General features: G+C 44.7%; 26 protein-coding genes. 21 read left to right on the top strand and 5 right to left on the bottom strand.

Annotation, left to right across the window (positions count from 1 at the left end; genetic code table 11):
* Window positions 1–8: 8 nt before the first annotated feature.
* Genes B3L97_RS04220 through B3L97_RS04205 form a run of 4 tightly spaced genes read left to right on the top strand, consistent with a single transcriptional unit; the run spans window position 9 to window position 4,075 of the window.
* Window positions 9–1,301, top strand: a complete 1,293-nt coding sequence (locus B3L97_RS04220) for a glycine/sarcosine/betaine reductase component B subunit (protein ID WP_286847100.1) — start codon at window positions 9–11, stop codon at window positions 1,299–1,301.
* A gap of 11 nt (window positions 1,302–1,312) precedes the next feature.
* On the top strand, window positions 1,313–2,623 hold the full coding sequence (locus B3L97_RS04215) for a glycine/betaine/sarcosine/D-proline family reductase selenoprotein B (protein WP_286934285.1): 1,311 nt from the start codon (window positions 1,313–1,315) through the stop codon (window positions 2,621–2,623).
* A gap of 2 nt (window positions 2,624–2,625) precedes the next feature.
* The gene (locus tag B3L97_RS04210) at window positions 2,626–2,976 is read left to right on the top strand and encodes a GrdX family protein (RefSeq protein ID WP_024821449.1); all 351 of its coding nucleotides are present in this window, start codon (window positions 2,626–2,628) and stop codon (window positions 2,974–2,976) included.
* A gap of 13 nt (window positions 2,977–2,989) precedes the next feature.
* Window positions 2,990–4,075 (top strand): NAD/NADP octopine/nopaline dehydrogenase family protein, encoded by a 1,086-nt coding sequence (locus B3L97_RS04205; protein ID WP_286934283.1) that lies wholly within the window; start codon window positions 2,990–2,992, stop codon window positions 4,073–4,075.
* A gap of 72 nt (window positions 4,076–4,147) precedes the next feature.
* On the opposite strand, the gene B3L97_RS04200 is transcribed toward B3L97_RS04205, so the two are convergent.
* The 5 genes from B3L97_RS04200 to B3L97_RS04180 all read right to left on the bottom strand — a co-directional run bounded on the left by B3L97_RS04200 (window position 4,148) and on the right by B3L97_RS04180 (window position 9,552).
* Window positions 4,148–5,458: a serine dehydratase subunit alpha family protein gene (locus tag B3L97_RS04200; protein ID WP_286934281.1), complete on the bottom strand. Its 1,311-nt coding sequence runs from the start codon at window positions 5,456–5,458 to the stop codon at window positions 4,148–4,150.
* A 28-nt stretch (window positions 5,459–5,486) separates the two neighbouring features.
* Window positions 5,487–6,476, bottom strand: a complete 990-nt coding sequence (locus B3L97_RS04195; RefSeq protein ID WP_024821452.1) for a uroporphyrinogen decarboxylase family protein — start codon at window positions 6,474–6,476, stop codon at window positions 5,487–5,489.
* 86 nt (window positions 6,477–6,562) lie between these two features.
* Window positions 6,563–7,228: a GntR family transcriptional regulator gene (locus B3L97_RS04190; RefSeq protein WP_024821453.1), complete on the bottom strand. Its 666-nt coding sequence runs from the start codon at window positions 7,226–7,228 to the stop codon at window positions 6,563–6,565.
* A 323-nt stretch (window positions 7,229–7,551) separates the two neighbouring features.
* Entirely contained in the window at window positions 7,552–8,637 is a 1,086-nt protein-coding gene (locus tag B3L97_RS04185; protein ID WP_024821454.1) for an AI-2E family transporter, read from the bottom strand.
* A gap of 255 nt (window positions 8,638–8,892) precedes the next feature.
* Window positions 8,893–9,552 carry a GntR family transcriptional regulator gene (locus tag B3L97_RS04180; protein WP_286934280.1) on the bottom strand — a complete coding sequence of 220 codons (660 nt, stop codon included), beginning with the start codon at window positions 9,550–9,552 and terminating at the stop codon, window positions 8,893–8,895.
* A 505-nt stretch (window positions 9,553–10,057) separates the two neighbouring features.
* Between B3L97_RS04180 and gcvPA the strand changes: the two genes are divergently transcribed.
* From gcvPA to B3L97_RS04095, 17 genes are all read left to right on the top strand, one after another.
* Window positions 10,058–11,449, top strand: a complete 1,392-nt coding sequence (gcvPA, locus tag B3L97_RS04175; RefSeq protein WP_286934278.1) for an aminomethyl-transferring glycine dehydrogenase subunit GcvPA — start codon at window positions 10,058–10,060, stop codon at window positions 11,447–11,449.
* A gap of 24 nt (window positions 11,450–11,473) precedes the next feature.
* Window positions 11,474–13,063 (top strand): aminomethyl-transferring glycine dehydrogenase subunit GcvPB, encoded by a 1,590-nt coding sequence (gene gcvPB, locus B3L97_RS04170; RefSeq protein ID WP_024821457.1) that lies wholly within the window; start codon window positions 11,474–11,476, stop codon window positions 13,061–13,063.
* A 6-nt stretch (window positions 13,064–13,069) separates the two neighbouring features.
* Complete coding sequence (locus tag B3L97_RS04165) at window positions 13,070–14,194, top strand: ATP-NAD kinase family protein (RefSeq protein ID WP_286934276.1); 1,125 nt, start codon at window positions 13,070–13,072, stop codon at window positions 14,192–14,194.
* A 161-nt stretch (window positions 14,195–14,355) separates the two neighbouring features.
* Window positions 14,356–15,534 carry a saccharopine dehydrogenase family protein gene (locus B3L97_RS04160; protein ID WP_024821459.1) on the top strand — a complete coding sequence of 393 codons (1,179 nt, stop codon included), beginning with the start codon at window positions 14,356–14,358 and terminating at the stop codon, window positions 15,532–15,534.
* A gap of 256 nt (window positions 15,535–15,790) precedes the next feature.
* Window positions 15,791–17,266 (top strand): alanine/glycine:cation symporter family protein, encoded by a 1,476-nt coding sequence (locus tag B3L97_RS04155; RefSeq protein WP_024821460.1) that lies wholly within the window; start codon window positions 15,791–15,793, stop codon window positions 17,264–17,266.
* A 20-nt stretch (window positions 17,267–17,286) separates the two neighbouring features.
* Window positions 17,287–17,601: a pyrimidine/purine nucleoside phosphorylase gene (locus tag B3L97_RS04150; RefSeq protein ID WP_024821461.1), complete on the top strand. Its 315-nt coding sequence runs from the start codon at window positions 17,287–17,289 to the stop codon at window positions 17,599–17,601.
* Window positions 17,602–17,675: 74 nt separating this feature from the next.
* Window positions 17,676–19,082 carry a Sapep family Mn(2+)-dependent dipeptidase gene (locus B3L97_RS04145; protein WP_286934275.1) on the top strand — a complete coding sequence of 469 codons (1,407 nt, stop codon included), beginning with the start codon at window positions 17,676–17,678 and terminating at the stop codon, window positions 19,080–19,082.
* Window positions 19,083–19,084: 2 nt separating this feature from the next.
* Window positions 19,085–20,272, top strand: coding sequence for an MFS transporter (locus tag B3L97_RS04140; protein ID WP_286847119.1), 1,188 nt, complete (start codon window positions 19,085–19,087; stop codon window positions 20,270–20,272).
* Window positions 20,273–20,276: 4 nt separating this feature from the next.
* Complete coding sequence (locus tag B3L97_RS04135; RefSeq protein WP_024821464.1) at window positions 20,277–21,098, top strand: pyrroline-5-carboxylate reductase family protein; 822 nt, start codon at window positions 20,277–20,279, stop codon at window positions 21,096–21,098.
* Window positions 21,099–21,130: 32 nt separating this feature from the next.
* Window positions 21,131–22,012, top strand: a complete 882-nt coding sequence (locus B3L97_RS04130; protein ID WP_024821465.1) for a DMT family transporter — start codon at window positions 21,131–21,133, stop codon at window positions 22,010–22,012.
* Between the two features lie 401 nt (window positions 22,013–22,413).
* Window positions 22,414–22,635, top strand: coding sequence for a DUF1659 domain-containing protein (locus B3L97_RS04125; protein WP_286847122.1), 222 nt, complete (start codon window positions 22,414–22,416; stop codon window positions 22,633–22,635).
* 42 nt (window positions 22,636–22,677) lie between these two features.
* Window positions 22,678–22,884: a DUF2922 domain-containing protein gene (locus B3L97_RS04120; protein ID WP_024821467.1), complete on the top strand. Its 207-nt coding sequence runs from the start codon at window positions 22,678–22,680 to the stop codon at window positions 22,882–22,884.
* Between the two features lie 66 nt (window positions 22,885–22,950).
* Window positions 22,951–23,121, top strand: a complete 171-nt coding sequence (locus B3L97_RS04115) for a YvrJ family protein (protein WP_084043838.1) — start codon at window positions 22,951–22,953, stop codon at window positions 23,119–23,121.
* Complete coding sequence (locus B3L97_RS04110) at window positions 23,105–23,479, top strand: YcbK family protein (protein WP_286847126.1); 375 nt, start codon at window positions 23,105–23,107, stop codon at window positions 23,477–23,479. The genes B3L97_RS04115 and B3L97_RS04110 overlap by 17 nt, the downstream gene beginning before the upstream one ends.
* The gene (locus tag B3L97_RS04105; protein ID WP_286847127.1) at window positions 23,476–23,976 is read left to right on the top strand and encodes a sigma-70 family RNA polymerase sigma factor; all 501 of its coding nucleotides are present in this window, start codon (window positions 23,476–23,478) and stop codon (window positions 23,974–23,976) included. The genes B3L97_RS04110 and B3L97_RS04105 overlap by 4 nt, the downstream gene beginning before the upstream one ends.
* A gap of 101 nt (window positions 23,977–24,077) precedes the next feature.
* Window positions 24,078–25,010 (top strand): DMT family transporter, encoded by a 933-nt coding sequence (locus B3L97_RS04100; RefSeq protein ID WP_024821470.1) that lies wholly within the window; start codon window positions 24,078–24,080, stop codon window positions 25,008–25,010.
* Window positions 25,011–25,128: 118 nt separating this feature from the next.
* Window positions 25,129–25,680: a winged helix-turn-helix domain-containing protein gene (locus B3L97_RS04095; protein ID WP_286934272.1), complete on the top strand. Its 552-nt coding sequence runs from the start codon at window positions 25,129–25,131 to the stop codon at window positions 25,678–25,680.
* The last annotated feature ends 3 nt before the right edge of the window (window positions 25,681–25,683 follow it).

Below are 25,683 nucleotides of genomic sequence, written 5' to 3'. Positions count from 1 at the left end.
GGAACTTTATGGAAACCTTGAAGCTGAGACGAATCTCAATTTCAAACATAGAGTTTGGGACAGTCACTGAAATTAAGGATAAGACTCTTTTTATAGATAAAGAAGAGCTCGTTTCCCTTCTTCTCGAAGATAAGCAGCTTCAAAGTGTTGATATTAAAGTAGCTCGGCCTGGGGAAAGCAAGCGAATTATCCCTGTAAAAGATGTCATAGAGCCTCGAACGAAACTCGAAGAAAAAACCTACACCTTCCCGGGCTTTTTTTGTGACCCTAATTTCCTTTCGGGTCGAGGAACCACAGTTGTTCTCGATGGGGCAGCTGTGGTGACGTCAGGTAAACTTGTGAATTTCCAGGAAGGTCTCATAGATATGAAGGGAAAAGGTGCGGAATACAGCATCTTTTCGAAGAAGAACAATATAGTTTTGCTTTTTGAGCCAGTCCCTGGTCTTGGGAAACATGAACACGAGCGAAGTGTACGAAACGGCGGCATTAAGGTCGCCCGTTTCCTGGCAGAAACAGTAAAGAACTACCCTTTATACGAAGAAACAACGTACACGGTTCCTACGTTGGCGGAACTCCTAGGAAGAAACAGCTCATTACCTAAAGTGATTTATGTCTGTCAAGCCATAGCACAAGGATTGCTTCACGATAACTATTTCTATGGTCTCAACGCGCAGGGATGTCTTCCTGTCTTCATGAATCCGACAGAGCTTATGGATGGAGCTGTGGTAAGCGGTAATTGCGCAGCCCCATGCCACAAACATACTACGTACCACCATCAAAACAACCCTATTGTAGAAGATCTTTTATTAGAACATGAAAAAAATATTAATTTTCTAGGAGTTATAGTCGCTCCTGTTCGCACAGCTTTCGTAGAGAAAGAGCGGATCTGCAACCAGGTATTCAAAATAGCTGAAATGCTGGGAGCAGATGGGGCCATCATTTCCGAAGATGGGGGAGGCAACCCCGAGGCCGATCTCATGATGCTCACGAGGCTCTTTGAAAAGCGTGGCATAAAAACAGTGCTGGTCACAGATGAATATGCTGGTTCTGATGGTGCGTCTCCAGGCCTTGCAGATGTAACTCCAGAGGCAGATGCTGTTGTAACGAACGGAAACGGTAATGAGCGAGTGATTTTACCTCCTATGGACGAAGTTATTGGCCATATTGAATGTGTTGATGTCATTACAGGCGGTCATTCCGGCAGTCTTCTCCCTGATGGGTCTGTGTCTATGGAAATAGCTGGCATCATGGGGGCTACCAACGAATTAGGCATAGAAAACCTCACCACATGGGCAATTTAGGAGGAGGAGCTATGAAAAAGATCAAAGTCGTTCATTACATAAATCAATTTTTCGGGCAGATTGGTGGGGAGGATAAAGCAGGTATACATCCCTTTACGACAGATGGGCCAGTGGGTATTGGTAATATTTTTCAACAAGAGTCTGATAATCGGTATGTAATAGTAAAAACGATTATTTGCGGAGATAACTATGCAGCGGAGAACTTAGAGACAGTGAAAGAACAGGTTCTTCTATGGGTTAAAAAGGAAGAACCAGATCTATTTATTGCAGGGCCAGCCTTTGCTGCGGGACGATATGGAACCTCTTGCGGCACCCTATGTCAAGCTATAACAACGACTTTGAAAATCCCAGCTATAACAGCCATGCATCCTGTAAATCCAGGGGTAGATATTGCCAGAAAAGATCTTTTCATTATTGAAACAGGTGATTCAGCTCGGGAAATTTCTTCTGTTGTGCCTCGAATGATTCATCTCGCGGATAAAGTTCTGGAGAAGAAAACTATTGGAGGCCCTGAAGAAGAAGGATATATCCCAAGAGGCATACGAACCAATATACGGAAACCTCAAAGGGGATCTCGGCGAGCAGTGGATATGTTGGTTAACAAACTTTACAACCGTCCTTACATTACAGAACTCCCCATGCCAGTCTTCGATACTGTTCCTCCAGCTCGCCCTGTCTTAAACATGAGAGATGCCGTAATCGCCATTGGTACGGAGGGTGGGATCGTACCTCGAGGAAATCCAGACCGAATAGAGGCTCATAACGCTTCGAAATGGTGTCACTATTCCATAAAGGGCCTCGATGCATTGCAAAAAGGGGATTATGAAGTCGCTCATGGAGGCTACGATCCTGTAGCTGCAAATGAAAATCCTAATCGTGTATTGCCTCTTGATGCTGCACGGATTTTAGAAAAAGAGAAGGCTTTTGCTCGTCTCCATAACGAATATCCCGTTACTGTAGGAAATGTTACGGCGGTGAGGTCTGCGGAACGATATGGGCGAGAAATAGGAGAAATGCTTTTAAGCCAGGGGGTACATGGAGTTATTCTTACTTCCACTTGAGGAACGGGTACTCGTTGCGGAGCAACGTTGGCCCGAGAAATAGAGCGAGTGGGGTTACCAGCAGTTCTCATTACAGCCATCCCATCGGTTGCCTTCACAGTAGGGGCCAACCGAATAATACGAGGGGTTGCTATTCCTCATCCAGTAGGCGCTCCTTCAGAGAAGCCAGCAGAAGAGCTTGCCATCCGGAAACGTCTTCTTGAAAGAGCTCTCAAAGCCTTGTCTGAACCCATTTTAGAACAGACTATTTTCGAGGAATAGAAATGCGTATCCTATCGAACAATCCTCGGGTGATCAGTGCTTTCTCCCAAGCAGAATCTATAAAAGGTTCGGCCTCCCTTGTGTTGGAGTTTGCACGGAAATACATCCATGTGGGGTTTGTTCTCTTTGCGCATCCATTAGCTGGGAATGCTCGTCTTTGCCGAAATCCTTACAGATCTGTTGTACTCGATGGACCTCAGAATGAAGTGTGTGCCCGGTCGGTACTCTGGATTGATGATGCAATTGAACGTCTATCTCGAGGACAATTCGATAGCGATATAGCCAAGCAAGATGACTATAGCTTCATTGATTATGATTTGCTCTTATCGACGATTCGCTTAAATATAACCTAAAGGAGGGGTAGCAATGGATCATAAATTTGCAGTACTTGGCAGCGGGAATGGAGCACGGGCTTTTTGTGCACAGATAGGGGCTAAAGGGTACGACGTTATGATGTGGGAACCTCTCGAGGCTACCGAAGATTACAAACGACTTCGGGAAGAAAAGAAGATGTATCTTAAAGGAGATATTAATCTAGAAGGTAATTTAATGGGTGTTACCATGGACATTGCTGAAGCTATGGATAAGGCGAAAGTGCTTTTTGTGGTCGTTCCTTCTTTTGCACATGAACCTATCTTCAAGAAAATGCTCCCCCATCTTAAAGATGGACAGCATGTAGTAGTAGTACCTGGTAACTATGCTGGTTTCAGACTTCGTAAAATAATGAAAGAAGCTGGAGTTGATGTAAAAATTTCCATTTCAGAGACAGCTTCTATGCCTTATGCTTGCCGCATTAGCAGCTACAATACAGTCCGGATTTTTAAAAAGAAATTTAAGTTGCAAATTGCCACTTCTCCTGCAGCTGAAGCAAAAGAAGTATTCGAAATAATGCAAGATATTTTTAAGGGATATGTAGAATTTATTCCCTCCAATAGTTTACTTGCCATTGACCTTGATAATATCAACTTTACCCTCCACCCACTGCCAGTTCTTCTAAATTATGGCGCTATCGAAAAAAATCCGGAAGGATTCCGCCATTACATGGATGGAATTACTCCCGAGATAACAAGGCTTATGGAAAAAATGGATGAAGAGCGAAGAGCCATTGGTAGAGCTTATGGAGTAAATCTCATTGAAGCCCTTGAACAGCTTAAAATGTTTTACGGAGACAACGACACAAAAACATATTATGAGTACGTGCAGAGTCCTCAATCTCCCTATGAAGACTTAATAGGGCATAATATAAAAGGGCGATACCTTACAGAAGATGTTCCCGGAGTTCTTGTTCCGGCCCTGCTGCTTGCCCGAAAAGCTGGTTGTAGTGCTCCTACAGTGGAGCTTGCGGTGGAATTGGCTTCTCGTCTTCATGGAGTGGACTATCTGAAGAATGGAACCACCCTTGAGACACTGGGTATTGCAGATCTTTCCATTGACCAGATTCGTAATATTTAACAAAAGAACTGAAAAGGGGCAGCCTTAACAAGGCTGCCCCTTTTCTTTATGAGATGTTTGGGGTTGTTTTATTTAGCAGGCAGAGCGAGAAGCCATAATATCGAGAATAATTTTGTCTACGTCACTCATTCCCTGGGTGTTTACCGTTACCACATTGGCGACGGTTTCTTCGATCTTCTCGTCAATAACTCCCTGAGGGATTTCAATGCAATGTCCGTTCATAACGAGCTCTGCGGCCTGTACAGCCTCAAAAGCTCCAGTTCCGACCTTCAGTGAGCATGTTTCCTTGGCTCCATCGCACAGCATTCCAACAAGGTTCCCCAGCACAAGCTCCATGGCTTTGGCTGCCTGGACATCGGAACCTCCCAGAAGATGAACGATTCCGCCGGCAGCGCCGGCTCCAGCCGCTACGGCACATCCGCAAACCGGGCTCAGTCGTCCCATCCGGCTTTTCACGAAGCTTGTACACAGGTGGCTGTAAATAATGCCTTCTGCTATCTCTCTGTCGCTTTTGCCGAGTTCCCGTCCCAGAATATAGACGGGCAGGATGGCGGTGATTCCATGGTTCCCACTCCCCGCGCTGCTCATGACAGGGTAGGGGGCTCCAGACATTCGAGCGTCGGAAGCTGCGGAACTAATAGCGCGAATTTTAATGGACCGGTCCAGGGTCTCCCAGTTGGCAGCGGCTTTTTTGAGGGTTTTGCCCACCTCAAGACCGAGGGTTTGGCTCTCGTCGAAACCATGTTCTGCCATGTCCATATTCATTTGTGCCCCTTCCAGCGCATAGGCGGCATCATCGTCGTCCATCTGCTGGATAAGGTCTACCACAGATGAGAAGGGCATTTGGGCGATCTCCTGCGCGGCAGAAAGAGACTCTTTCTCTCCAGATTTATTCTCTTTTGTCTCTGCCTCAAGAGAGAAGACAGTTTTCCCATCAAGGGTGACCTGTACAATGCCTGTATGGCTGCCTTCAATGATACAGATGGCTGTTTTATCCCCGCCCTGCACGCTTGCTTTGACATAAACACCGTTCCGGTCGGGATCCGGGAGGACCTGTACATGTCCGGCAGACACCATTTTCTGAGCTTTAAGCACCATGTGGTCAGTACAGTCTTTGAGGACTTCGAGACCGAGGGAACTCTTTCCGCATAAGGCGCCTAGCGCCGCGGCAATGACATTGCCCCGCAGGCCGTTTGTCCCGGGAATGCCTACAGACATTCCATTCTTGAATATATTTCCACTCACCAGAACCTTAATGGAATTTACGGGGACATTTCCCAGCTCTTCCGTAGCCCGGGCGACAGCCAAAGCTACCGCGCCGGGCTCGGTACATCCTAATGCAGGCTTTACCTCTTCTTTAAGGAAATTCTTGAGCGATACCATGTATATAGACTCCTTCTCTTCAGCAGATTTACCGTGCTGTCTCTTCGATAAGTTTCTTGACAAGCAGCAGACGCTCGTCGGATGTGTTCGGGTTAACTACGCAGCCAGGAGCAAAAATAACAGCTTTTCCATCATTATGTTTCCATGTATCTTGAACCTGAGCGCGAAGTTCTTCTTCTGTCCCATTGGGAAGAGTGTGCTTGTGGCTCAATCCTCCGCAGAAGCAGCGGTCAGTTTTAGCCCGAGCTTCCTCCATGGAAGGACCGTCATCTCTATCATGCCAGTTCAAAACTTGAATTGGATAATCAAGAAGTTCCTCGAAATAGATGTTCGATCCATGAATGTGAAGCACGTTAAACCAAGATGTATCTTTAATGGCGTCAAGGATGACTCGGTCGTACTTTTTCATGAACTCGTTGAGTTGTGTTTCGTTAAGACGGTCGCGGCTTGCCATCTGCGTAGCAAAAAATACTCCCGCCGCACCGTTCTCAACAGCAGCCAGAGCAAATTCCTTCGTGGTCTCGGTAATAACTTCCAATCCCTTATGAACCTTCTCTGGGCACTCTACCAGGTGCTTTTTCAGAGTCTCTTCACCAGCCATTTTAAGAGCAGTTGTAAGGGGACTGAAAACAGTCTGTACAATAGGAACCTGACAATGGAGTTCTTTAAGGGCAATTCGCTGAGATTCAAGAACAATGGCATACTCCCCAGATGTACCGCAACGAGGAGTAATCTTGTCCCAATCCTCAGGCGTAGCTATAGGGAAATTGGCAGCTACGGGTGGTTCGCCAAACCCTTCGAATACCTTGAGGTCTGTACCCCAATCAATGGTGGAGAACATTCCGTAAGGCATGTATTTAATAAAGTCCAGATCCAGAGCTTCTTGATAATGAATAGCGAGCTCCGCCAATCTTCGAGGCATTCTGTCTTTGTTGGGGAAATGCCACCAAAGGCTGTACGGTAAACGATCTGTCTCTTTCCCAGCTATAGCATGTTCGATTCGTTCGCGATGATTCATAGATAAATCCTCCTTAGTAAAGAAATTTGGCATAAGCGACATATGTCTGTCTAAGGTTCACAACGCGTACAGTTCATAGAAAGAACTTACCGCGTTAAATACTGAATTATGTGATGTTCTGCGTTTTTTAAATGCTCTTTCAGAAGATCTACAGCTTTTTCTATATTTCTTTCTCGTAAAGCAGTTATCAACTGCTTGTGAGCTTCGATAGATTCAGATTGGAAACTTAAAGTTCTTAAATAAATACGAATATAGCGATCAATATTCTGGTTGAGAGAATCAATCATAGCGAGAAGGCGAGGCCTCTTCGCATATTGATATAGAAAAGAGTGAAACTTCCAGTTTTGGTCACTCCAATTGGCAGAATCTTTTTCTGCGCCAGCTTCTTCTACAAGCCGCAGTGCTTCATCAAGGACGTCGTTGGAAAGATTGGGAAAGGCGAAACGCAAGGCTTCAGACTCTAAAATAAAACGAATTTCGAAAATTTCTTTTGCTTCATCGGGAGAAAGAGTGGAAACGACCGCTCCTTTATAGGGGTAAAAAGTTACAAGCCCTTCTGCCTCCAATTGCATTAAGGCTTCTCGAACGGGGATGCGGCTTACACCTAGCTGGAAAGCGATGTCATCTTGTCGCAGCTGCTGCCCACTTTCCAAATATCCTCTCATAATGGCTTCTCTGAGACTTTCTAAGACCTTTTGCTTCATCGTCTTGTCACCGTCAGAGCTAATGGGGGTCAATTGCGCTAAAGACAAAAAGAACTCCCTCCCTTCGTTCAATAGTCAGTTTATTTCGCCAATGATTTTATACGATATTTTATATTATTTTTATCTCACTATACTAAATATCGTAAAGATGTCAATAATGATGACTGGTTTTGTAAATGTGCAGTGCTTGAACATGATGGGGGCATAAGGAAAAGGGGCGTTCTTTCAGAAATAACCCTTGCCTAATCAAAAAGGTGGCTTCTCAGAAACGAAGCCACCTTTGTAATCAGTTCCTCAGTTACATAGAGTATCAAATATGCTTTCGTCATTCATTTATATTGCGTTCTTTCAAGACGAGGTACTTCCTCTTTCTACTTTTTCCTTCGCCCGGATTCCATAAGAATAGCTACTGGCCGAAGGGAAGGGATATTTTCACAGACAATTTTAATGACAACAGCGATGGGAACGGCGAGTACAGCTCCGAAACCACCCCAGAGCCATCCCCAGAAGAGCAGCGATACTAATACGATAATTGGATTGATGTCGAGAGCGTCTCCCATGACCTTGGGGGTTAAGAAATTTCCTATCCCCATTTGAATTATTAATAGAGCGATAGATGCGGCTATAGCAGGCCCCAAATCGGGGTAAAATTTTACCAACGCCACTAAAATAGGGGGGATAGACGCTAGAATCGATCCAATGTAAGGAATAAAGTTGAGAACAAAGGCCAGCACTCCCCAGTTAACGGCGAAATCCACTCCGATGGCCGTTAAGGCGAGCCATGCGGCTATGCCGGTCGCGGCGCTGATGATCACCGCTGTAACTAAATATCGACCTATCTGTGCGGATATGGCGTTAATAACCTGCTGCACTCGCTCCGCAGTAGTGGGGGAAAAAGCTCGTTTAAGTTTCCCCCCTGGCGCAGGTGTCCCCAGCAATATGAAGATCAGAAATACGATCACGAGAAAAAGATTACTAACCAGAGAAATAGCAGTTCCTGGAAGTGTAAGAAGCCAGGAAGTTAAGCGTTTCCCCCAATCAAATTCAATCAAAAGATCTGTTGGTAGGTCTGTGGATTGGCCGACATCCTGTATAAGATGTATCAGGCGTTCATAATAGGCCGGGAATGCGTTTACAAAGGGCATTAAACGCCTATAGAGGAAAGTGAACGCCAGTAAACAGACACCTAAAAAAAGAATAAGTAACAACGTTATAGAGAGGGTAGGAGGAATTTTTTTCTTCTCGAGCTTTCTCACTATAGGTTTAAAAATATAAGAAAGAAGCCACGCCACTACCAAAGGCATAACAACGCTTCTTGCAGAGCGAAGCACGGCGCCTGCCGCTACAACACAAAGAAACCCCATAAAGAAAAAAAGGCTTCGGAACCCATATCGACTTACAACCTGAACCCTTTCTTTTATCTCTTCGTTACTATTATTCTCAGAAGAAGAGCCCATATTTCCCCTCCTATCCTAGGAGGTCTGCGTTGATACGACCACCTATGCAGCCAATGTAACCGATGTGGCCAATATAGACAATAATTAAATGGTGCCAGATTTTGACGAAGAGTGTTTCCCCTATACAGTTCACTCAGATGACGTAACCTCACAAGTTTCAGTACGCCCACCTCTAGATGTGATCATTGCAGGCTCCAGTGCTCTCATGCCACTAAACATGCTGAAGAAAGGTGCATTTCCCCTCTCTTGCATATTTCAAGACTTGGCACCATGCTCTCCAACGCATTCAGCGGAGGCAAGAATGTGAGAGCGCATTAATTCAACAGCTCTTTCTTCATTATGCCCCTTCAGTGCATTTACAATTTCTCTATGTTCATCAAGGCTGGGGTTCCCTCCGAAGTCAAAAAATGATTCAAAAAGCACTAAATAGACGAGAGAGCGAGAGAGTACGCTTACGATAAGATCATAAAGAACTACATTCCCACTGGCTTCCGCAATAATTTTATGGAAAGCATTGTTTATCTCCAGGTACTTATCCAAATCCTTCTCTGCAAAAATACTTTCTTCTTTTTGCATCTCTTCTTCCAACATGCAAAGCTGAAGAGGCGTTATGTGATGTACCGCTTTTTTCACAGCCAAACATTCTAAATATGCTCGCATCTCGAAGGTATTTTCAATCTCTTCTTTAGATGGGTCGACTAAACTGGCACCTTCGTTGGGTATCATGTTAATAAGCCCTTCATTTGCAAGACGTCTAAATGCCTCTCGCACAGGGGTTCGACTCACATGTAACTGCTCTGCGATAGCTATTTCTGGAAGATGTTGCCCCGGTTTGAATTCTTTATTCATGATTTTACGGCGTAGTTCTTTGTATACATAATCTACAGATGATTGTGTTTGAGAATGATGCCTCAATAAAAAAACCTCCCTGTCCACATAGATTTTCTGTCGAAGGAACCCTATTCAGAACTCCCCACGAGAAAATTCTCCATAACTGCTTAGATTCAGACATAGATAAATATATTTATATTAAAGAAGATGTTATTTAAGAAGTTGTGAGAGAACGGAAAAATCAATTAAAAAGCTGGCTTTATTTTATCAAATTTTTCATAAAGACCTCCAACTCATCATACATTTATTTCCCTAGTGTCTTCATTGTCGCCTTGTTTTCCAGAATTCTATGTATCCATTGAATGCTAAAAGATGCAATATCGATTGTCAAGGACCTTAGAAATTTATGCGGCGAGAAGGAAAAGATGTCGAATCTGGTTGTTCCCATTCTAAAAGTATCTCTTGTATCGAGTTGTTTATGAAATTTTAGAAATTGAAAAAACTTGACAGGACGGGGAAAATGGATTATGAATACTATGTATTCCATGAATACTAAAAGAATTATATAGTAAGAAAGAGGAGGAAGCTCATGGACAAGAAAAAGGTCGTATACCCTTATATTCCAAACTCCGTTCCTCATATTCAGGAAGAAATGTTGAAGGAAATAGGTGCGGAAAGCATTGATGAATTTTTTGAGTGTATCCCTTATGAATTAAGGCTTCACAAACCACTTGATCTTCCCGCCCCCCTCCTTTCTGAAATTGAGCTTAAGCGACATGTGCAACAGGTTCTTTCAAAGAATGCCACTACTACAGAAAATATTAGTTTTCTTGGCGGAGGGTGCTGGAACCACTACGTTCCCGCCATATGCGATGAAATAAACCAACGTTCGGAATTTCTTACGGCCTACGCAGGAGAGCCTTACGAAGATCACGGAAGATTTCAAGCTCTTTTTGAATATGAAAGCATGATGGCCGAGCTTGTGGATATGGATGTTGTAAACGTTCCAACATATGATGGAGCTCAGGCCGCAGCCACAGCCATCAGAATGGCTTCCAGAATTGCGAACCGCAGCGAAGTGCTTGTGGCTGAAAATATTCATCCAGAAACAAAAGCAGTTATAAAAAATTACTGCAACCCAGATCTCTCAATAGTCTGCGTCCCCTGCGATCCTAAAACAGGATGCCTTGATGGACAGAAACTCAAAAGCCTTACATCGTCTAAAACTGCTGTTCTCTATTTTGAAAACCCATCTTTTATCGGCACTATAGATTCCAATGGTTCCCACATAGCGAAAATTCTTCATGAGGCTGGAGCTCTTATGGTTGTAGGTGTGGATCCTTCCTCTATGGGACTCCTGACGCCTCCGTCCCGTTACGGGGCAGATATTGTTTGCGGAGACCTACAACCTCTTGGTATGCATCAATGTTATGGTGGAGCCCGGGGTGGGTTCATGGCTACTCGGGACGACGAAACCTTCGTTAGAGAGTATCCATCCCGGCTTTTTGGAATAGCTCCCACAACCCATGGTGAGTGGGGATTTGGAGATGTAGCTTGGGAACGAACATCCTTTGCAGAGCGAGAAAAAGCTAAAGAATTTGTTGGAACAGCAGCGGCTCTCTGGGGAATTACTGCAGGGGTCTACGTAGCTCTTATGGGGCCAAAAGGCATGAAGGAGCTTGGAGAGAACGTTTATATACGCTGTCAGTACCTTATGGAAAAAATGGCGGTGCTTCCAGGCGTAAAAATACCCCTTCAATCCACCCCTCATTTTAAAGAGTTTATTGTGAACTTTGATGGAACAGGAAAGTCTGTGAAGGAGATTAATAAAGCTCTATTAGATAGGAATATTTTTGGTGGCCTCAATGTCTCGAAACTTTTCCCAAGCTATGGCGAGAGCGCTCTTTACAGCGTAACAGAAGTTACAACGCAACAAGACATGGATACTCTCATCACAGCTCTAGGCGAAATTCTTGTATAAATTGAAAGAAAGGAATGAACGCTCATGGGAATGAATATGCAAACCAAACTGAGAGACTTCCATCAGGCGCGGTGGGACGAACCCATTATTTACGAGCTCTCAACACCAGGCGAACGGGGAGTGCTCTTGCCCGAGATAGAAGAAGGAATACAGAACACCGTTAAAGATCCTATAAAAAAGCTTCCTGCCCATATGGTCCGATCAGATGAGGCAAACCTTCCTGAAATGGGACAAATGAGGGTTTTAAAACACTATCTTCGCCTTTCTCAGGAAAACCTCGGTGCTGATCTGAACATTGATATTGGGCAGGGGACGTGCACGATGAAGTACAACCCCAAAATAAACGAGGTCCTGGCACAAAATCCCAAAATAAGCCAGCTCCACCCATATCAAGATGAATCTACAGTTCAGGGGGCTCTTGAAATTATCTATAACATGGATATTGCTTTGAGGGCTATTTCTGGAATGGACGCTTTTTCTCTTCAGACAGGTGGAGGTTCTCAAGCTCTTTATTCCATTATTTCCATTATCAGAGCCTGGCTTGAGCATACGGGGCAGACAGAAACAAAAGATGAAATTATCACGACCATATATTCCCATCCTTCTAACGCTGCGGTAGCTAAACTTAAAGGTTTTAAAATCATCACAATATACCCTGGCGACGACGGACGTCCAGATTTCGAAGCCCTTAAAAATGCTGTTTCAGAACGAACAGCTGCTCTTATGATTACAAACCCTGAAGATATTGGAATTTATAATTCGCGGATCAAGGATTTTACAGATCTGGTACATAGCGTTGGAGGTCTTTGCAGCTACGATCAGGCAAATCTCAACGGCATTATGGGCATAACTCGCGCTCGGGAGGCCGGCTTCGATATTTGCTTCTTCAACCTTCATAAAACCTTTTCGGCTCCCCATGGCTGCGGCGGCCCGGGAAGTGGTGCTGTCGGCGTTACAGAAAGGTTGAAACAGTATCTTCCTGCCCCCCTTGTAGAAAAAAACATGAAGACGGGTGCTTTTTCTTTAAACTATAACCTTCCCCATTCTGTAGGGAAAATTAAAAACTTTTATGGGACCCTCCCCGCCATTCTCAAAGCCTATGCGTGGGTTCGGGCTTTAGGAGCCGATGGTATTAAGGAAGCGGCCAGGGTGGCAGTCTTAAATAATAACTATATTTTTAGAAAAATCCTGGCTATACGAGGTGCTTCTGCACCATATGCTGAAGGGGAACACAGGGTAGAGCAAGTCCGTTACAGTTGGCAGAAACTGAAAGAAGAAACGGGTGTAACCACAACTGATGTACAGAACAGGATGTTCGATTTTGGTGTCCACTATTGGACAAGCCATGAACCCTGGATAGTTCCAGAACCTTTCACTATCGAGCCAACGGAATCTTACTCAAAACAAGAGCTGGACGAGTTTATAGCTATCACTGAACAGATTGTGAAAGAAGCCTACGAAAACCCGGAGATAGTTAAAACAGCCCCTCATAAGAGTACGATCCATACAGTAGACCACTCTTATTTTGATGACCCTGAGAAGTGGGCTATTACGTGGAGAAGTTATCAAAAGAAATATCAGGGCTATTTTGAAAAAAGACGGATAGAGGAGTAACAAGGCATGAAAAAGCTGGGGCTCATCATTAATCCAATTGCTGGAATGGGTGGCAAAGTTGGGCTCAAGGGAACTGATGGCCCCGCTATATTGGCACGGGCTCTGGAGATGGGAGCCACCTCTCATGCTCCGGAGCGCGCTGCTGAGGCCCTGGAAAAACTTTTAGACATAAAAGAGGAAATACAAATTCTTACCTTTCCGGGAGATATGGGAGAAAGAGTAGCAAAACAAAAGGGGTTCTCCCCAACAATCTTATTGAAAGGAGTGATATCTGGAAAAAACACTACTTGTGAAGACACAATCCTTGCAGCAAAAGAGTTGTTAAAACAAAAAGTGGATCTTCTACTTTTTGCCGGAGGAGATGGTACGGCCCGTGACATATGTGAGAGTGTGGGCTCTCAACTTGCAGTACTCGGCATCCCCTCCGGAGTGAAAATTCACTCAGCTGTTTTTGGCTGTTCTCCGCAACAGGCTGGTGAAGTGGCTCAATTATACTTGAAAGGGCAGAGTACACAAAAGAAACTCGCAGAGGTAATGGATATTGATGAAGACCTCTTCAGAAGCGGAGTTGTAACTGCTAAGCTTTATGGGTATCTCAATATCCCTTTCGAAAGAAGAAGAGTGCAACGGCTTAAAGCAGGAAGTCCTGCTTCTGAAGAAGCTGTACACCAAGCAATAGCTGATCATATTATTCACAACGAAATGGATGCCGATACGCTGTACATCATTGGGCCGGGAACAACCACAAGGGCTGTTATGTCTGCTCTGAACCTTGATTACTCTCTTTTAGGTGTGGATTGTGTTTGCAACAAACGTCTTGTAGGAAAAGATCTTTCAGAAGAAGCACTATTAAAGCTTTGCGCTCAGCATAAAAAGGTGAAACTTCTTATAACCCCTATTGGTGGACAGGGTTTTCTTTTGGGGCGAGGAAACCAGCAAATAAGTCCTCGTGTTCTTCACTTTGTATCTCGTGATGATCTCCTTGTTCTCTGTACACCAGCTAAACTTTGTTCTTTGAAAGGTTCTCCTTTACTTATCGATACCGGCGATACACCCATTAATCAGAAATTTTCCGGTTATATCCATCTCATTACAGGATATAAGGAATATGTAGTGTATAAAGTACGATGAGACGCTGCAGCGTAATCGTTGACAGAAGGTTTTTTTGTGATATTGTAATTGATGTACACAATGGATTCAATGAATTCATTTCGTTGCTGAGCGAGTCGTACGTAACTTTAACTTCTTTTCTGCGCGTTTAACGCAAAAATATTCAGAAGGGAGTTTTCAATATGGCTAAACGCAAATCATTACAAATTGGTGCAGGGATGGTTGGTCGTTGTATTGTCAACGATATGATAAAAGATTTTGATGTTACTGTCCTTGATATGAGCGAAGAGAATTTGGCTGAAACGAAGCGCCTCTTCCCTGATGTAAAAACCGTCAAGGGGTCTGCCACAGACGAGAAGCTTTTTCAGGAAATTACCAAAGATGTAGATATCGTTACCGCTGCTATGCCTGGAACAGTAGGGTATAAGGTGACTGAGATCGCTATGAAATATGGGAAAAAGCTTGCCAGTGTCTCCAGCATGCATGGTCGTTCCGACGAACCTTTCGATAAGATCGGGAAAGAAACAGGCGGGCTCGGTATTTCAATGATTGGCTTTGAGCCTGGGATGAGCAACTTTTTTGCTGGACGTGGTTACCACCTTCTCGACAAATGTGAGGAGATGTATGTTTACGTTGGCGGCATTCCTTATAATCCGCGCCCTCCTTTTAACTACACTACCACCTGGTCTTTCACAGATAACCTCAATCAGTTTGCACAGCCTACCACTGTCGTCCGTAACGGACAGGAAATTGTAATTAAGGCATTGAGTGAGCTTAAAGAATTTCAAATCGAAGATTATCCGGTTATGGAAGCCTTTACCAGTAATGGCCTTGGAAGCCTTTTCCGCAGCTTCCACAATGTGCCCAACATGGCCGCCTATACTGTTCGTTGGCCTGGGTTGACTCAGCAGATGCGTTTCCTGGTAGATCTCGATCTCTTCGATTGGGAACCTAGAGAGATTGCCGGACATAAACTTGTACCGCGTGAAATTCTCTTCAGCCTCTTCGCTGATAAATATAAGAAACTTCCTGGTGACCTTGATATGTCTGTTATGCGCATTATCACCAAGGGATATAAAAATGGCGATGCCGTAAATTACACGTGGGAAATAGCACAAGTTGAGGATCCTGACAGCGGCTATTCATCTATGGCTTGGTGTACGGCCAGTACCTGCGGCATTTTTGCCCGTGCTATGTGTGAAGGCAGAATTAAGGGATGTGGAATGGTCTCTGCTGAAAAACTTGCAGCTGATGACGATTTCTACAACTGGGTTATGGCCGAGCAGGATAAACGTGGCGTTCATTACAAGCTCAAGATCGACATTAAAAAGGACGCCAAGAAAAAGTGGAGTCGTGGCTAGGTGTACAGAGGAGTTATTTATAGATAAGAGAAAAGTTAGGAGTTTTTCCTAACTTTTCTCTAGCACCTATTGTTTCCAGTTTTAAGAAAAGAACTTTGATAGGAATCGTTACGATTCGTAACAGTCATATCTCGTATTTTAGATAGCTTAGGGTCTAAACAGCGTCAAACCACCTTTATATATCCCTTTTATGCGCTGGCAGTTTTTTTACTCCGGCACTGTAAGGTGTCACATTACAAGGAGGTGCCTGTAGCCCATGGACGTTGCACTAGTAACGAAATGGTTAGAGTTCTTCGCTTGGAAAGTTCTTTGGAACCGTTTTTTCCCTATTATTTTTATTGTTATGGGTTTGTACCTGACAATAGGAATGCGTTTCTTTCAATTTAGACGGGCTGGAGATATCGTATATAACACTATAGGAACCCTTTTTAGAAAGAAGAAAAAAGAGGAGAAAGAGAAAGGATTTATTAGCGCTTTTGGAGCCTTTGCCACAGCCCTGGGGGGGACTGTAGGTACAGGTAACATTGCTGGAGTTTCCAGCGCCATAGCCATTGGTGGCCCAGGTGCGTTATTCTGGATGTGGATTGCGGCCTTGGTGGGAATGGTCACTAAAATGGCCGAGATTATTTTGACTCAACATTATAAACAGCGTTTCCCAGATGGGACATGCTACGGAAGTGCCGCCTTTTACATTGAAAAAGGGCTTGTTCAAGAACGAGGTTGGAAATGGTGTAAGGTACTAGCTATTGTATTCACCGTTTTCATGATTGGTGCTTTCTATTTTGCTCCTGGCCCATACACCATAATGGAATCTTTTCAACGCTCTTTCAATCTAAGCAAATATACCGCTATTGGGATGAGCATTGCTTATACCCTCCTTTGTTATTACATTGTTCTTGGCGGTATCCCTCGCGTGGTTAAATTCGCAGAAAACGTCGTTCCTGCTATGGTTGTCCTTTATGTTACGGCAGGGCTTTTTGTTATTTTCCAAGACTTTGGAGCTCTTAAAGATGCGTTTGCCAGCATCTTTTATTATGCATTTACGCCCTGTGCCGCTGTCGGCGGATTTGCTGGTGTAGGGGTTATGAAAGCTGTTCAGGTTGGCGTTGCCCGTAGCGTCTATAGCAATGAAGCCGGTTGGGGAAGTTCCGCCATTATCCACGCTACAGTGGAAGTGGACCACCCTGCTCGTCAGGGTATGTGGGGAGCTTTTGAAGTCTTTGTAGACACCATTATAGTCTGTTCCATCTCAGGCCTGATGGTGATAGTTACCGGTGCCTGGAAGAGTGGTCATGGCGGGGCTGGCGCTGTAGGCGACGCTTTGACAGCAGTATTTGGGTCATACGGTGCATATGCGCTGTCATTTTTCATGCTTATTTTTGCTTTGACCACCACAACAGGTTGGTTCTCATACTTGGAATCCCTGATCGTCTATTGCACTAGAAATAAGACACGTGAACAGCGCATGAAGTATATTCAGTTCGTTCGTTTCACTGGTCCTGGTGTTCCCCTGCTCTTTACTCTCTATGCTTTCTATAACAACATGGTTCCCTCAGTGGTCTGGATGGTTTTAGACATTCAATCTGCCGTTCCCGTATATGTGAACGTTGTGGCGTTGGTCTTGTTGTCTCCGCTCATATTCCGTCTTACGAAGGAGTTTGAAACCGATTATCTTGATCCTGAAAAAGCTGCTCGGAAAGCCGCCAAAAGAGACGCTCAGCTTGCAGAGTAGCCTATGAGGAGGACGTGTAGATGTCTGATTTTTTTGACGCTGTTAAGGTTAAAATTCAAGTCAATAGCTTCTTTGGAGGGAAAGTTCAGAGTCGTACTCTAATTTTCCCCAACGGAAGTCGTAAAACGTTGGGAGTGTATCTCCCAGGCGATTATGAGTTCCATTCTGACGGGCCAGAGAAAGTGTTAATGACTGCAGGTTCTGTGGAAGTCTTTTTCCCTGGAGACGCTGACTGGCGAAAAGTAGGCGTAGGCGAGGTCTATATGGTCCCTGCAAACACTGTCTTCAAGATCAGATGTGCAGAACTGTCGGAGTATATTTGCGACTTTCTTTAATATATGTCGATGTTCTGCCGCTGCAAAGCGGCAGAACATCATACTTTTTCCTTAAGGAAGCGGAGGTTTAGAGGATGAAGAATCTCGATGAATTAGTACTCTCTCGATCGCAAGAACTGATACAGACTGTTCAGGAGAGTGTCCGCATTCCCAGCATTTGTTCCGCACCTCAGCCCGACTGTCCCTATGGCAGGGAGATAGGGCGTACCCTGGACCATGCTCTGCATGTAGCCCAATCCTTAGGGTTTCATACTGTTAATCTCGATGGCAAAGTGGCATGGGCTGAATATGGTGATGGCGAGGAAATTGTTGGAGCCATGGGGCACCTTGATGTGGTTCCTCCAGGAGAAAATTGGGATTTCGATCCTTTCTGTGGAGATATAGTTGATAACCACATACGGGGCAGAGGAACACAAGATGATAAAGGACCTCTTTTCAGCTCCCTCTTTGCATTAAAAGCGCTGGCAGACTCTGGCGTTCCTTTGAAAAATAAGATTCGGATTATTTTCGGTCTAGACGAAGAATCCGGCAAAATGAGAGATGTAACAGCCTATCTAGAATCTGAAGGCCCTTGGCTGATGGGGTACACTCCCGACGGAGAATACCCGGTAATCAATGCAGAGAAAGGGGCTCTCAAGTTTATTGGCAAAACCAATTTCACTGGAAATCTCCCAGGTAAAATCACGCCTCTTTCTTACAACGGGGGTGAAAGCACGGGATCTGTGCCAGCAAAAGCGGAAGCCCTCCTTTCAGGGGGAAAAAGGGAATTGGAAGAAGCGAAGGGTATTCTGACAAAGATGGCAGCAGAACTTCACTGGCCAATTTCTACCAGTTGGCACGACTCCCATCTGAAGATTTCCGTTATGGGTAAAGCTGCGCATGCAACCTTACCTGGATTGGGTGTGAATGCCATTGGAAGGCTCTGTTCTCTAATGGCAAAATTGGATATGGCAGAAACATACCGTCGTTTCTTTCGCTTTATTGGAGAAAACATTGCCCTTTCCCCTGATCTATCAGGTCTAGGTTTAGCGGCTTCTCATCCTCATACGGGGGATATTACCTGTAATTTGGCTCAACTTAAAGGAGACAACAACAATGCTTCTTTCTTTGTAGGGATCTATATACCAGCTGAGACAATTTCTTTCGAAGATGCTTGCTCTAAAATTAAATCTATTTGCCTCAAAGAAGCTATTGTTCTTGATATACAAACTCAGATGGCACCACTGCTTGTATCTCCTCAATCTCGTCTCATTCAGGCCTTATCCAGGGGCTATAAGAGCGCGACAAATGAGGAGCCTCGATTACTATCTATGTGTGGCAGCACATATTCGAAAAAAATGCCGAATATGGTTCCATTTGGGGGGGCTTTCAATGATGAACCGGACTTCGCTCACGGGGCGAATGAAAGAGTTCTCATAGATCGCCTGCTCCGCAGTACGTGCATCATGTCTCATGCTCTTAGAGAGCTGGCGAACGATTAGCTATGACATATAGCCCAGTAGTGTTCCAACTTCTATTTATGACGTTTTCAGCAGCGGCGATGGATAGTGGCTACTACTTCCTTCCGGCCTATTTTTCCAGTGTTGGTTTCGATACTGGCCCATGGCTGGGATGGATAATGGGGGCCGGGTATGGAGTATCAGCTCTTTCTCGACCATTCGCTCCTTTGATAGTAGAACGAATTGGTCTTGATCGCTCTCTGAAAGTTGGATTTCTATTACTACTGGTTGCTTCCGTAGCTTTGGCTGTTGGTCCATTAACAGTGGGACTTGCTATCTTCTACAAAGTACTTCTTGGCTTCGGCTTTACGCTTCAGGGAGTTTCCATGATAGCTTATCAAATGGTTCTCGTTCCAAAACAGACGCGAGGACGGGATATCGCCCTGATCTCTTTGGGGTACGTTCTTCCATCTCTCATACTTGCGCCTTGCCTTGAATGGATTCTCCTTAAAGGCTATCCGCACGTCTACTCTTTAACTCTTGTAGCAGTTGTGTTAGGCGGATTATTGCTCAGTCTTCGCTTCAGAGGAGAGCTAGAACACCCCAGCCTTTGTAAAGAAGAGAAAGGGGCTGCTAGCTACAAAGAAATATTCACCATGCGCCCAATCCTTGCATTCATGGCTGTCATGTTCGTTTTCTCCTTAGTGGATGCCATGCAGATTACCTTCGTGTCTCTTGCTTATGAACGACATCTTGTGGCTACGGCGTTTTTCCTTCCTGTTGCCGTTACGTCTCTGGCAATCCGTACTTTAGGAGGCTCCCTTTTGAATCGTTTCCCTCGTCGTCTTTTGGCAGGAGCTACTACCTTTGTTACAGCCATTGGTATTTTAGGTACGAGTTTCGCCTCATCCTCATGGCAACTTGTATTCTTAGGAATTTTTTTCGGCATTGGAATGGGAATCGGATTCCCTGCCATGACGTGCCTGGTAGGGGATTTAGGTGATGATCGAACGCGTACAAAGCTTGCAGCAATCTATGGGCTGCTTTATTCAGGTACTTTCTTTATAGTCCCTGCAATTATTAGCTCTATTGCGGCATACCTGAACTATACAATAGCCTATCGTCTTGTATCTATTGCCTTTTTAAGCCTGAACGTTGCTGCTTTTCGCTGGAGTTATGGTATACAGCAAGCCGCGACTTCACAAAATATAGAAACCATATCGGAGGTATGACATTATGAAAATTGGATTTATTGGTGCGGGTCTCATTTGTGAAATTCTAACTCAAAATATTTTGGGCAGCGGGCTTGTTAAAGCGGAGGATATCCACATTACCGATGTTTTTAAAGCTCGTGAAAAAGAAATGCACGATCGCTATGGCCTTACAGTTGCTTCTGATAAGGCTGACGTTATTAAGGCTGCAGATTTTGTGTTTATTTGTGTTCGCTCTGATAATGCAATAGATCTTGCAGAGGAACTTCGTAAAATGAACCCTGATTTCAGTGGCAAAGCCCTTGTTTCCATCTCATCGGGCATACCCATGAAACTTTATGAGGATATCTTCCCAGACCTTGCCATTGCCAGGGCTCTTCCCAACCCTCCCAGCCGCATTGGCCATGGAGTAGTTGCTGTAGCCTTTAACAAAAAATTTAACGATACTCAGAGAGAAAATCTCATGAAACTTTTTGATTCCATGGGGAAAGCTTATATGCTCGACGAAGAGAAAATCAACGTTGCTACAGCTACTACAGGCCCTGCACCTGTCTATGCTTTCTTCGAAGCCATGGTAGAATCTGCTCTACTTCTTGGCATTGACCATAAAACGGCATCTCATATGGCCTTTGGGACAGTAGAAGGTTGTTTAAAAGTTTGGGAACGACAAATTGATAATATAGCAGGCCTATTGAAAGAGACGAGCACTCCAGGTGGTATCTCTGTCCGTCAGCTTTATGCACTTGAAAAACGGGCTTTCAAGGCTATTGTCAAAGAAAACTATGAGGAAGGCTGGACTCGCACAAAGGCTTACAGCGATTCTATTCGAGAAATGTTAAAAAAGTAAGTTTTTAAAAGAAAGTCTCGAAGGTAGTGTCTGTGAATATTATTGGAGTTTTTTATAGCCTTCTTGTCGCTTTTGTGTGGGGAAGTGCCCCTATTATCTATCGCTATTGCATTGCGAGCAGTTCTGCATTGAAGATGCAGGCTGTGCGTAGCATTGGATTTTTAGGATGTGGTCTGGTTATAGCGGCATTTTCTCCAGATATAATGCGAGTTGCTTTCCATTCGGCCTTCCTGGTTTCCATTGGTGGGCTATCGGCTCTTTTAGTTGGCGACTCGCTTTTTTTCCACGGCATTAAACTTATAGGGCCTGGTACCGCTACCGCTATTACAGGTACCTATCCCTTCTTTGCAAGTGTTGCGGCGATTCTTTTCCTTGGCGAAAAAGCTACCACGGCAACGGTTGTGGGAACAATCTGTATTTTTGTTGGATTAGTGGTCTTCCGCATGAAAAAAGAGGAACCAAAGCAGAAATCTCTTAAGGGAGTTCTTCTGGCACTCTTCGCAGCTTTTTTTTGGAGTGTTAACTTTGTTTTAACTAGATGGGGAATGACTGCAGGTAATATTTCGCCCAAGGCCCTTGTTTTCTGGCAATCTATTTCTTTCTTCATATCTATATGGCTGTGCTGGGGCATCTCTTGGTTTAGAAACGGGCGACAAGAGCCTTTTTTTAAAATGCCGCTTAAAAACATGCTCATGATGATAACAGTGGGAGTTCTATCAATGGGGTTGGGAGGCTTCCTGACGTCAGAAGCGATGAGATATGCTCCTGCATCGGTAGTAACTCCTATTACTGCATCTAGCCCCCTCTTTGCGGCATTTTGGGGGAGAGTACTCTATAGGGAACCTATTTTAATTCCCCAATGGATTGGCATTGTCCTTATACTTGCTGGTGGAGTTGCCATCAACTTCGGTTGATAAGGCATTCATAGAACAGTAACAAAGCCCCTCTTGTAGTGAAAACGAAGCAGCGTTTCAACTACGGGAGGGGCTTTCTCCCGTCCTCTTACCCACACTATCAATAGTATGCAACAAGCAACCATTGGCCGGCATGTAGTACATAGAGCAAAACCTAGCACCACCCTACCTCCAAAAACCTTCCAGCGACGTTATTTACGCGCTCAGGAAGGGCCATCATGTACCAAGAACCTCTCCTGGCTTTACTGCACGTTGCACAGCCTGATGCCACGTATTTTACAAGGCCAGCTGTTCGACGAAAGGCCCTACTTGGGGAACTTCTCCCCCCACGTATTTGTATCTTTTACCCCTTGACCCCACTTATAAGGGTGAAGGCTGGTAAAAGAAAGGAGGTGTGGCTCGTGTCTCTGTATATTCCTGTTGAAAGTCGGCTACAGCTTCGCATTAATCTTGGTCCCGATGAAAATGGCGACATGGTTCTTAAAAGCATGAACTTCTCTGATGTATTACCTGAAGCCGAAGCTGACAAAGTAGATCTTGTCGCGAAATCTCTTGCTTCCTTGCTTGAGTATCCTCTCGAGGAAACGCTGAAGATCGATAGTAACGCCGTTGAAGAGCAGTAGTTATCAGGTATCGTAGAGTTTAGATAAAAAGGGGGGATACATATGAAGAGCGTACGACTCAAGTTTGGAACGTCCGACGGAAAAAAACGAACCATCTCCCTGCGATATCCACGGGCAGATATAACAGAGCCTGAGGTCCGCAGTGCCATGCAGGCCCTTATCGATAACAACATTTTTGTAAATGGCCTTACTGCTATTGCAAGCGCAGAGATGGTAGAGACCACTGTGACTCCTCTTATTGAAGGGTAAACGACTATAAAGGCGGCCGGGAATTTCCCGGTCGCCTTTTCATGCTTCTAAAAGGAGGTGATAGAGATGGAGGACTTTTGGTCCTTGTGTCTTCAAAATGGCTTTTCTGTGGCGGTAGCAGCCTATCTGCTTGTACGTATGGAGAAAAGGCTTGACGAACTCACGGAAGCCATCCGGCGCCTCGAAAGCGCTATCACACATATTGGAGGAGGCATGAACAGTGAAACAGCTTCTTAATGATTTCCAGCTTACACCCCACTTTAACTTGCGGGAATTTCAATGTCGTTGTTGTCAACAGGCAAAAGTATGGCCTCAATTGACGCTATGCCTTGAAAAACTGAGAACCCTTTGGGGAAAACCTCTTATTCTCACGAGTGGATACCGTTGCCCAACCCATAACAAAGAAGTAGGCGGTGTCCCTCATAGTCTTCATATGAAAGGTTGTGCTGCAGACGTGGTAGTTATGCATAAATATCAATCCCATTTCTGCAAATTAGCAGAAAAAACCGGATTCCACACCATCTTGCCCTACGGTCGTCGTAACTTCGTTCATCTCGCCATAAAAATCAACCAAAAGAGGGTGAGAATGGAGTGAGTGCCAATAAACGAATTGAAGAAACAGAAAAATTTAAGTGTTGGGTTCGTCACTTTATTGAAATAACGGCACGACGATATGTTGGTAGAGGTGCCGAGTTTGAAGATTTGAAACAAGAAGGCATTATAGCCTATCTCTCTCTTATACAAAAATGCCCGCCGGAAAAGTCTAAAAAAGAGTATATTTCCAAACGATTACCGGGGCGAGTTCGAGACGCAGCCAGACGATATCGCAGAACTCCTTACGCCTGCGAGTTTACCCCTCAACTTGAAGTGGTAATGGCAGCCCCGAGGAAAAACCTTCCTATTGAATATATCGATATGCTAGAGCGCTATTTTACCCGGGAAGAGATCTTCCTTATCCAGGCACTTTTCTTAGGGTATACGCAGAAAGAAATAGCTGAAAAGTTACAACGTACCCAACAGGCTGTGAGTGCTCGCATAAAGAAGATACGGCGCAAAACGAGGAATATTCTTCATCGTTATTGGCCGCTATAAACTTTTAAGGGAGCCAGATGTGGCTCCCTTCCCCCGCTATCATGATATAATTTCAAATATTGCCTCTCAAGCAAAATATATCCATGGAGATAGTAAAAAACATGAACAAACACTTTATTGGCATTCTTTTTGCACTCTGCACAGGAATTTCCTGGGGCGTGGTGAGTCCTTTAGGGCGTGCTCTTGCCCTTCGAGGTGTGGATATGGCAACAGTTATAGTGCTGCGAGCCTTTCTCGTTACCATCTGCTGTGGCACCTACCTGGCATGGTGCGACCGCGCCTCCCTGAAAAAGACAGTACAGGAACAGGGGCTTCTTTTTATCTACGGTATTCTCTCTGTAGTGTGCACCTATACGGGATTTCTTTACTCTTTAAAATATCTCACAGTTTCTGCCGCCCTTATTATTCACTACACCTTCCCTCTCGTCACCCTCATAGGTGGAATTTTTATTACGCGGGAACGCCCCACCTTCGCCCAGATTGTGTCGGCTTTTCTTATTCTTCTCGGTGTATGGGTGGGCATGTTTTTCGGAAAAGGCGGAGCTCAAAACATTGCCCTTCCAGGAATTCTTTGGGGGCTTGTAGCCGTTATGGGGCTAGCCGGTCAATCTCTCTTGGGGCGAAAAATAGCGAAAGAAGGACGCATTACCCAAGGCAGCCTTATTTTTTATTCCCATCTCTGGGGTGGACTCTGCATGGTTCTTGCAAAGCATCTCTCTGCTGGATGGCACGATATTGCACTCCTTTCCCGCAGCGATTGGGGATCTATCTTCCTTCTCACCGCTATAGGAAGCTTATTGGCGTACGCAGCGTACTACACAGCCCTTAAATATATTTCAGCCACAGCTGCCAGTCTTGTATGTACAGTGGAAATAGTAACGGGCATTAGCCTTGCCGCTCTCTTGAGCAAAGAGATGCCAACGACCAACGAAATATGGGGCAGTGCCATTATTATTCTCGCCATCTTTCTTGCAGCTCTGCCGCCAGACCTTTTCCAGCGGCGCCCGCGGCATTCCATGCGAGATAATGCGTAAAAAGAGGTGTAGCTTAAGGGGAGCACTTTTTTAGAGAAGGTGCTTCCCTTGTTTTTTGACAATCTCTATTTTGAGTAATAAAATGACTCAAAAAGGGAAAGGAAATATTCAATAACACATGCTTGAATCTCTTATCACATCAAAAACCCGAATAAAACTGCTTTTAAAATTCTTTCTGAACCCGGAAAACAAAGGGTATTTGCGGGAACTCTCCGATGAATTTGGCGAGTCGACTAACGCTGTGCGGGTAGAACTGAATCGCCTTACAGAAGCAGGCCTCTTAGAGACCCACGACGAAGGTCGAACAAAAGTCTATAGGGCCAACATAAAACACCCGCTCTTTCCAGAAATACGGGCCATTGTGGCAAAAACGCTTGGAATCGACCAACTTGTGGATCAGGTTATAAAACGCCTTGGCAATGTGGAACTTGCCTTTATAACTGGAGACTATGCAAAAGGTATTGACTCTGGCCTTATCGACCTTGTGCTTGTTGGTGAAATTGACAGAGCTTACCTGCAAAGCCTGATAGACAAGCTTGAAAAGATGATTGAGCGCAAGATACGGGTGCTAGTGCTGAAGCAAGAAGAGTTGCAAATGGTGAGTGATACTTTTGCCGATAATGTACTTGTGGTTTGGGAAGGGAAAGCCATAGCTAGTTCTGAAGGGTAGGAT

This window comes from Aminobacterium sp. UBA4834, assembly GCF_002400205.1.
GTDB lineage: Bacteria > Synergistota > Synergistia > Synergistales > Aminobacteriaceae > Aminobacterium > Aminobacterium mobile.
The sequence above is the reverse complement of the archived record's forward strand: the minus strand, read 5'-3'. Positions and strand labels throughout refer to the sequence as shown.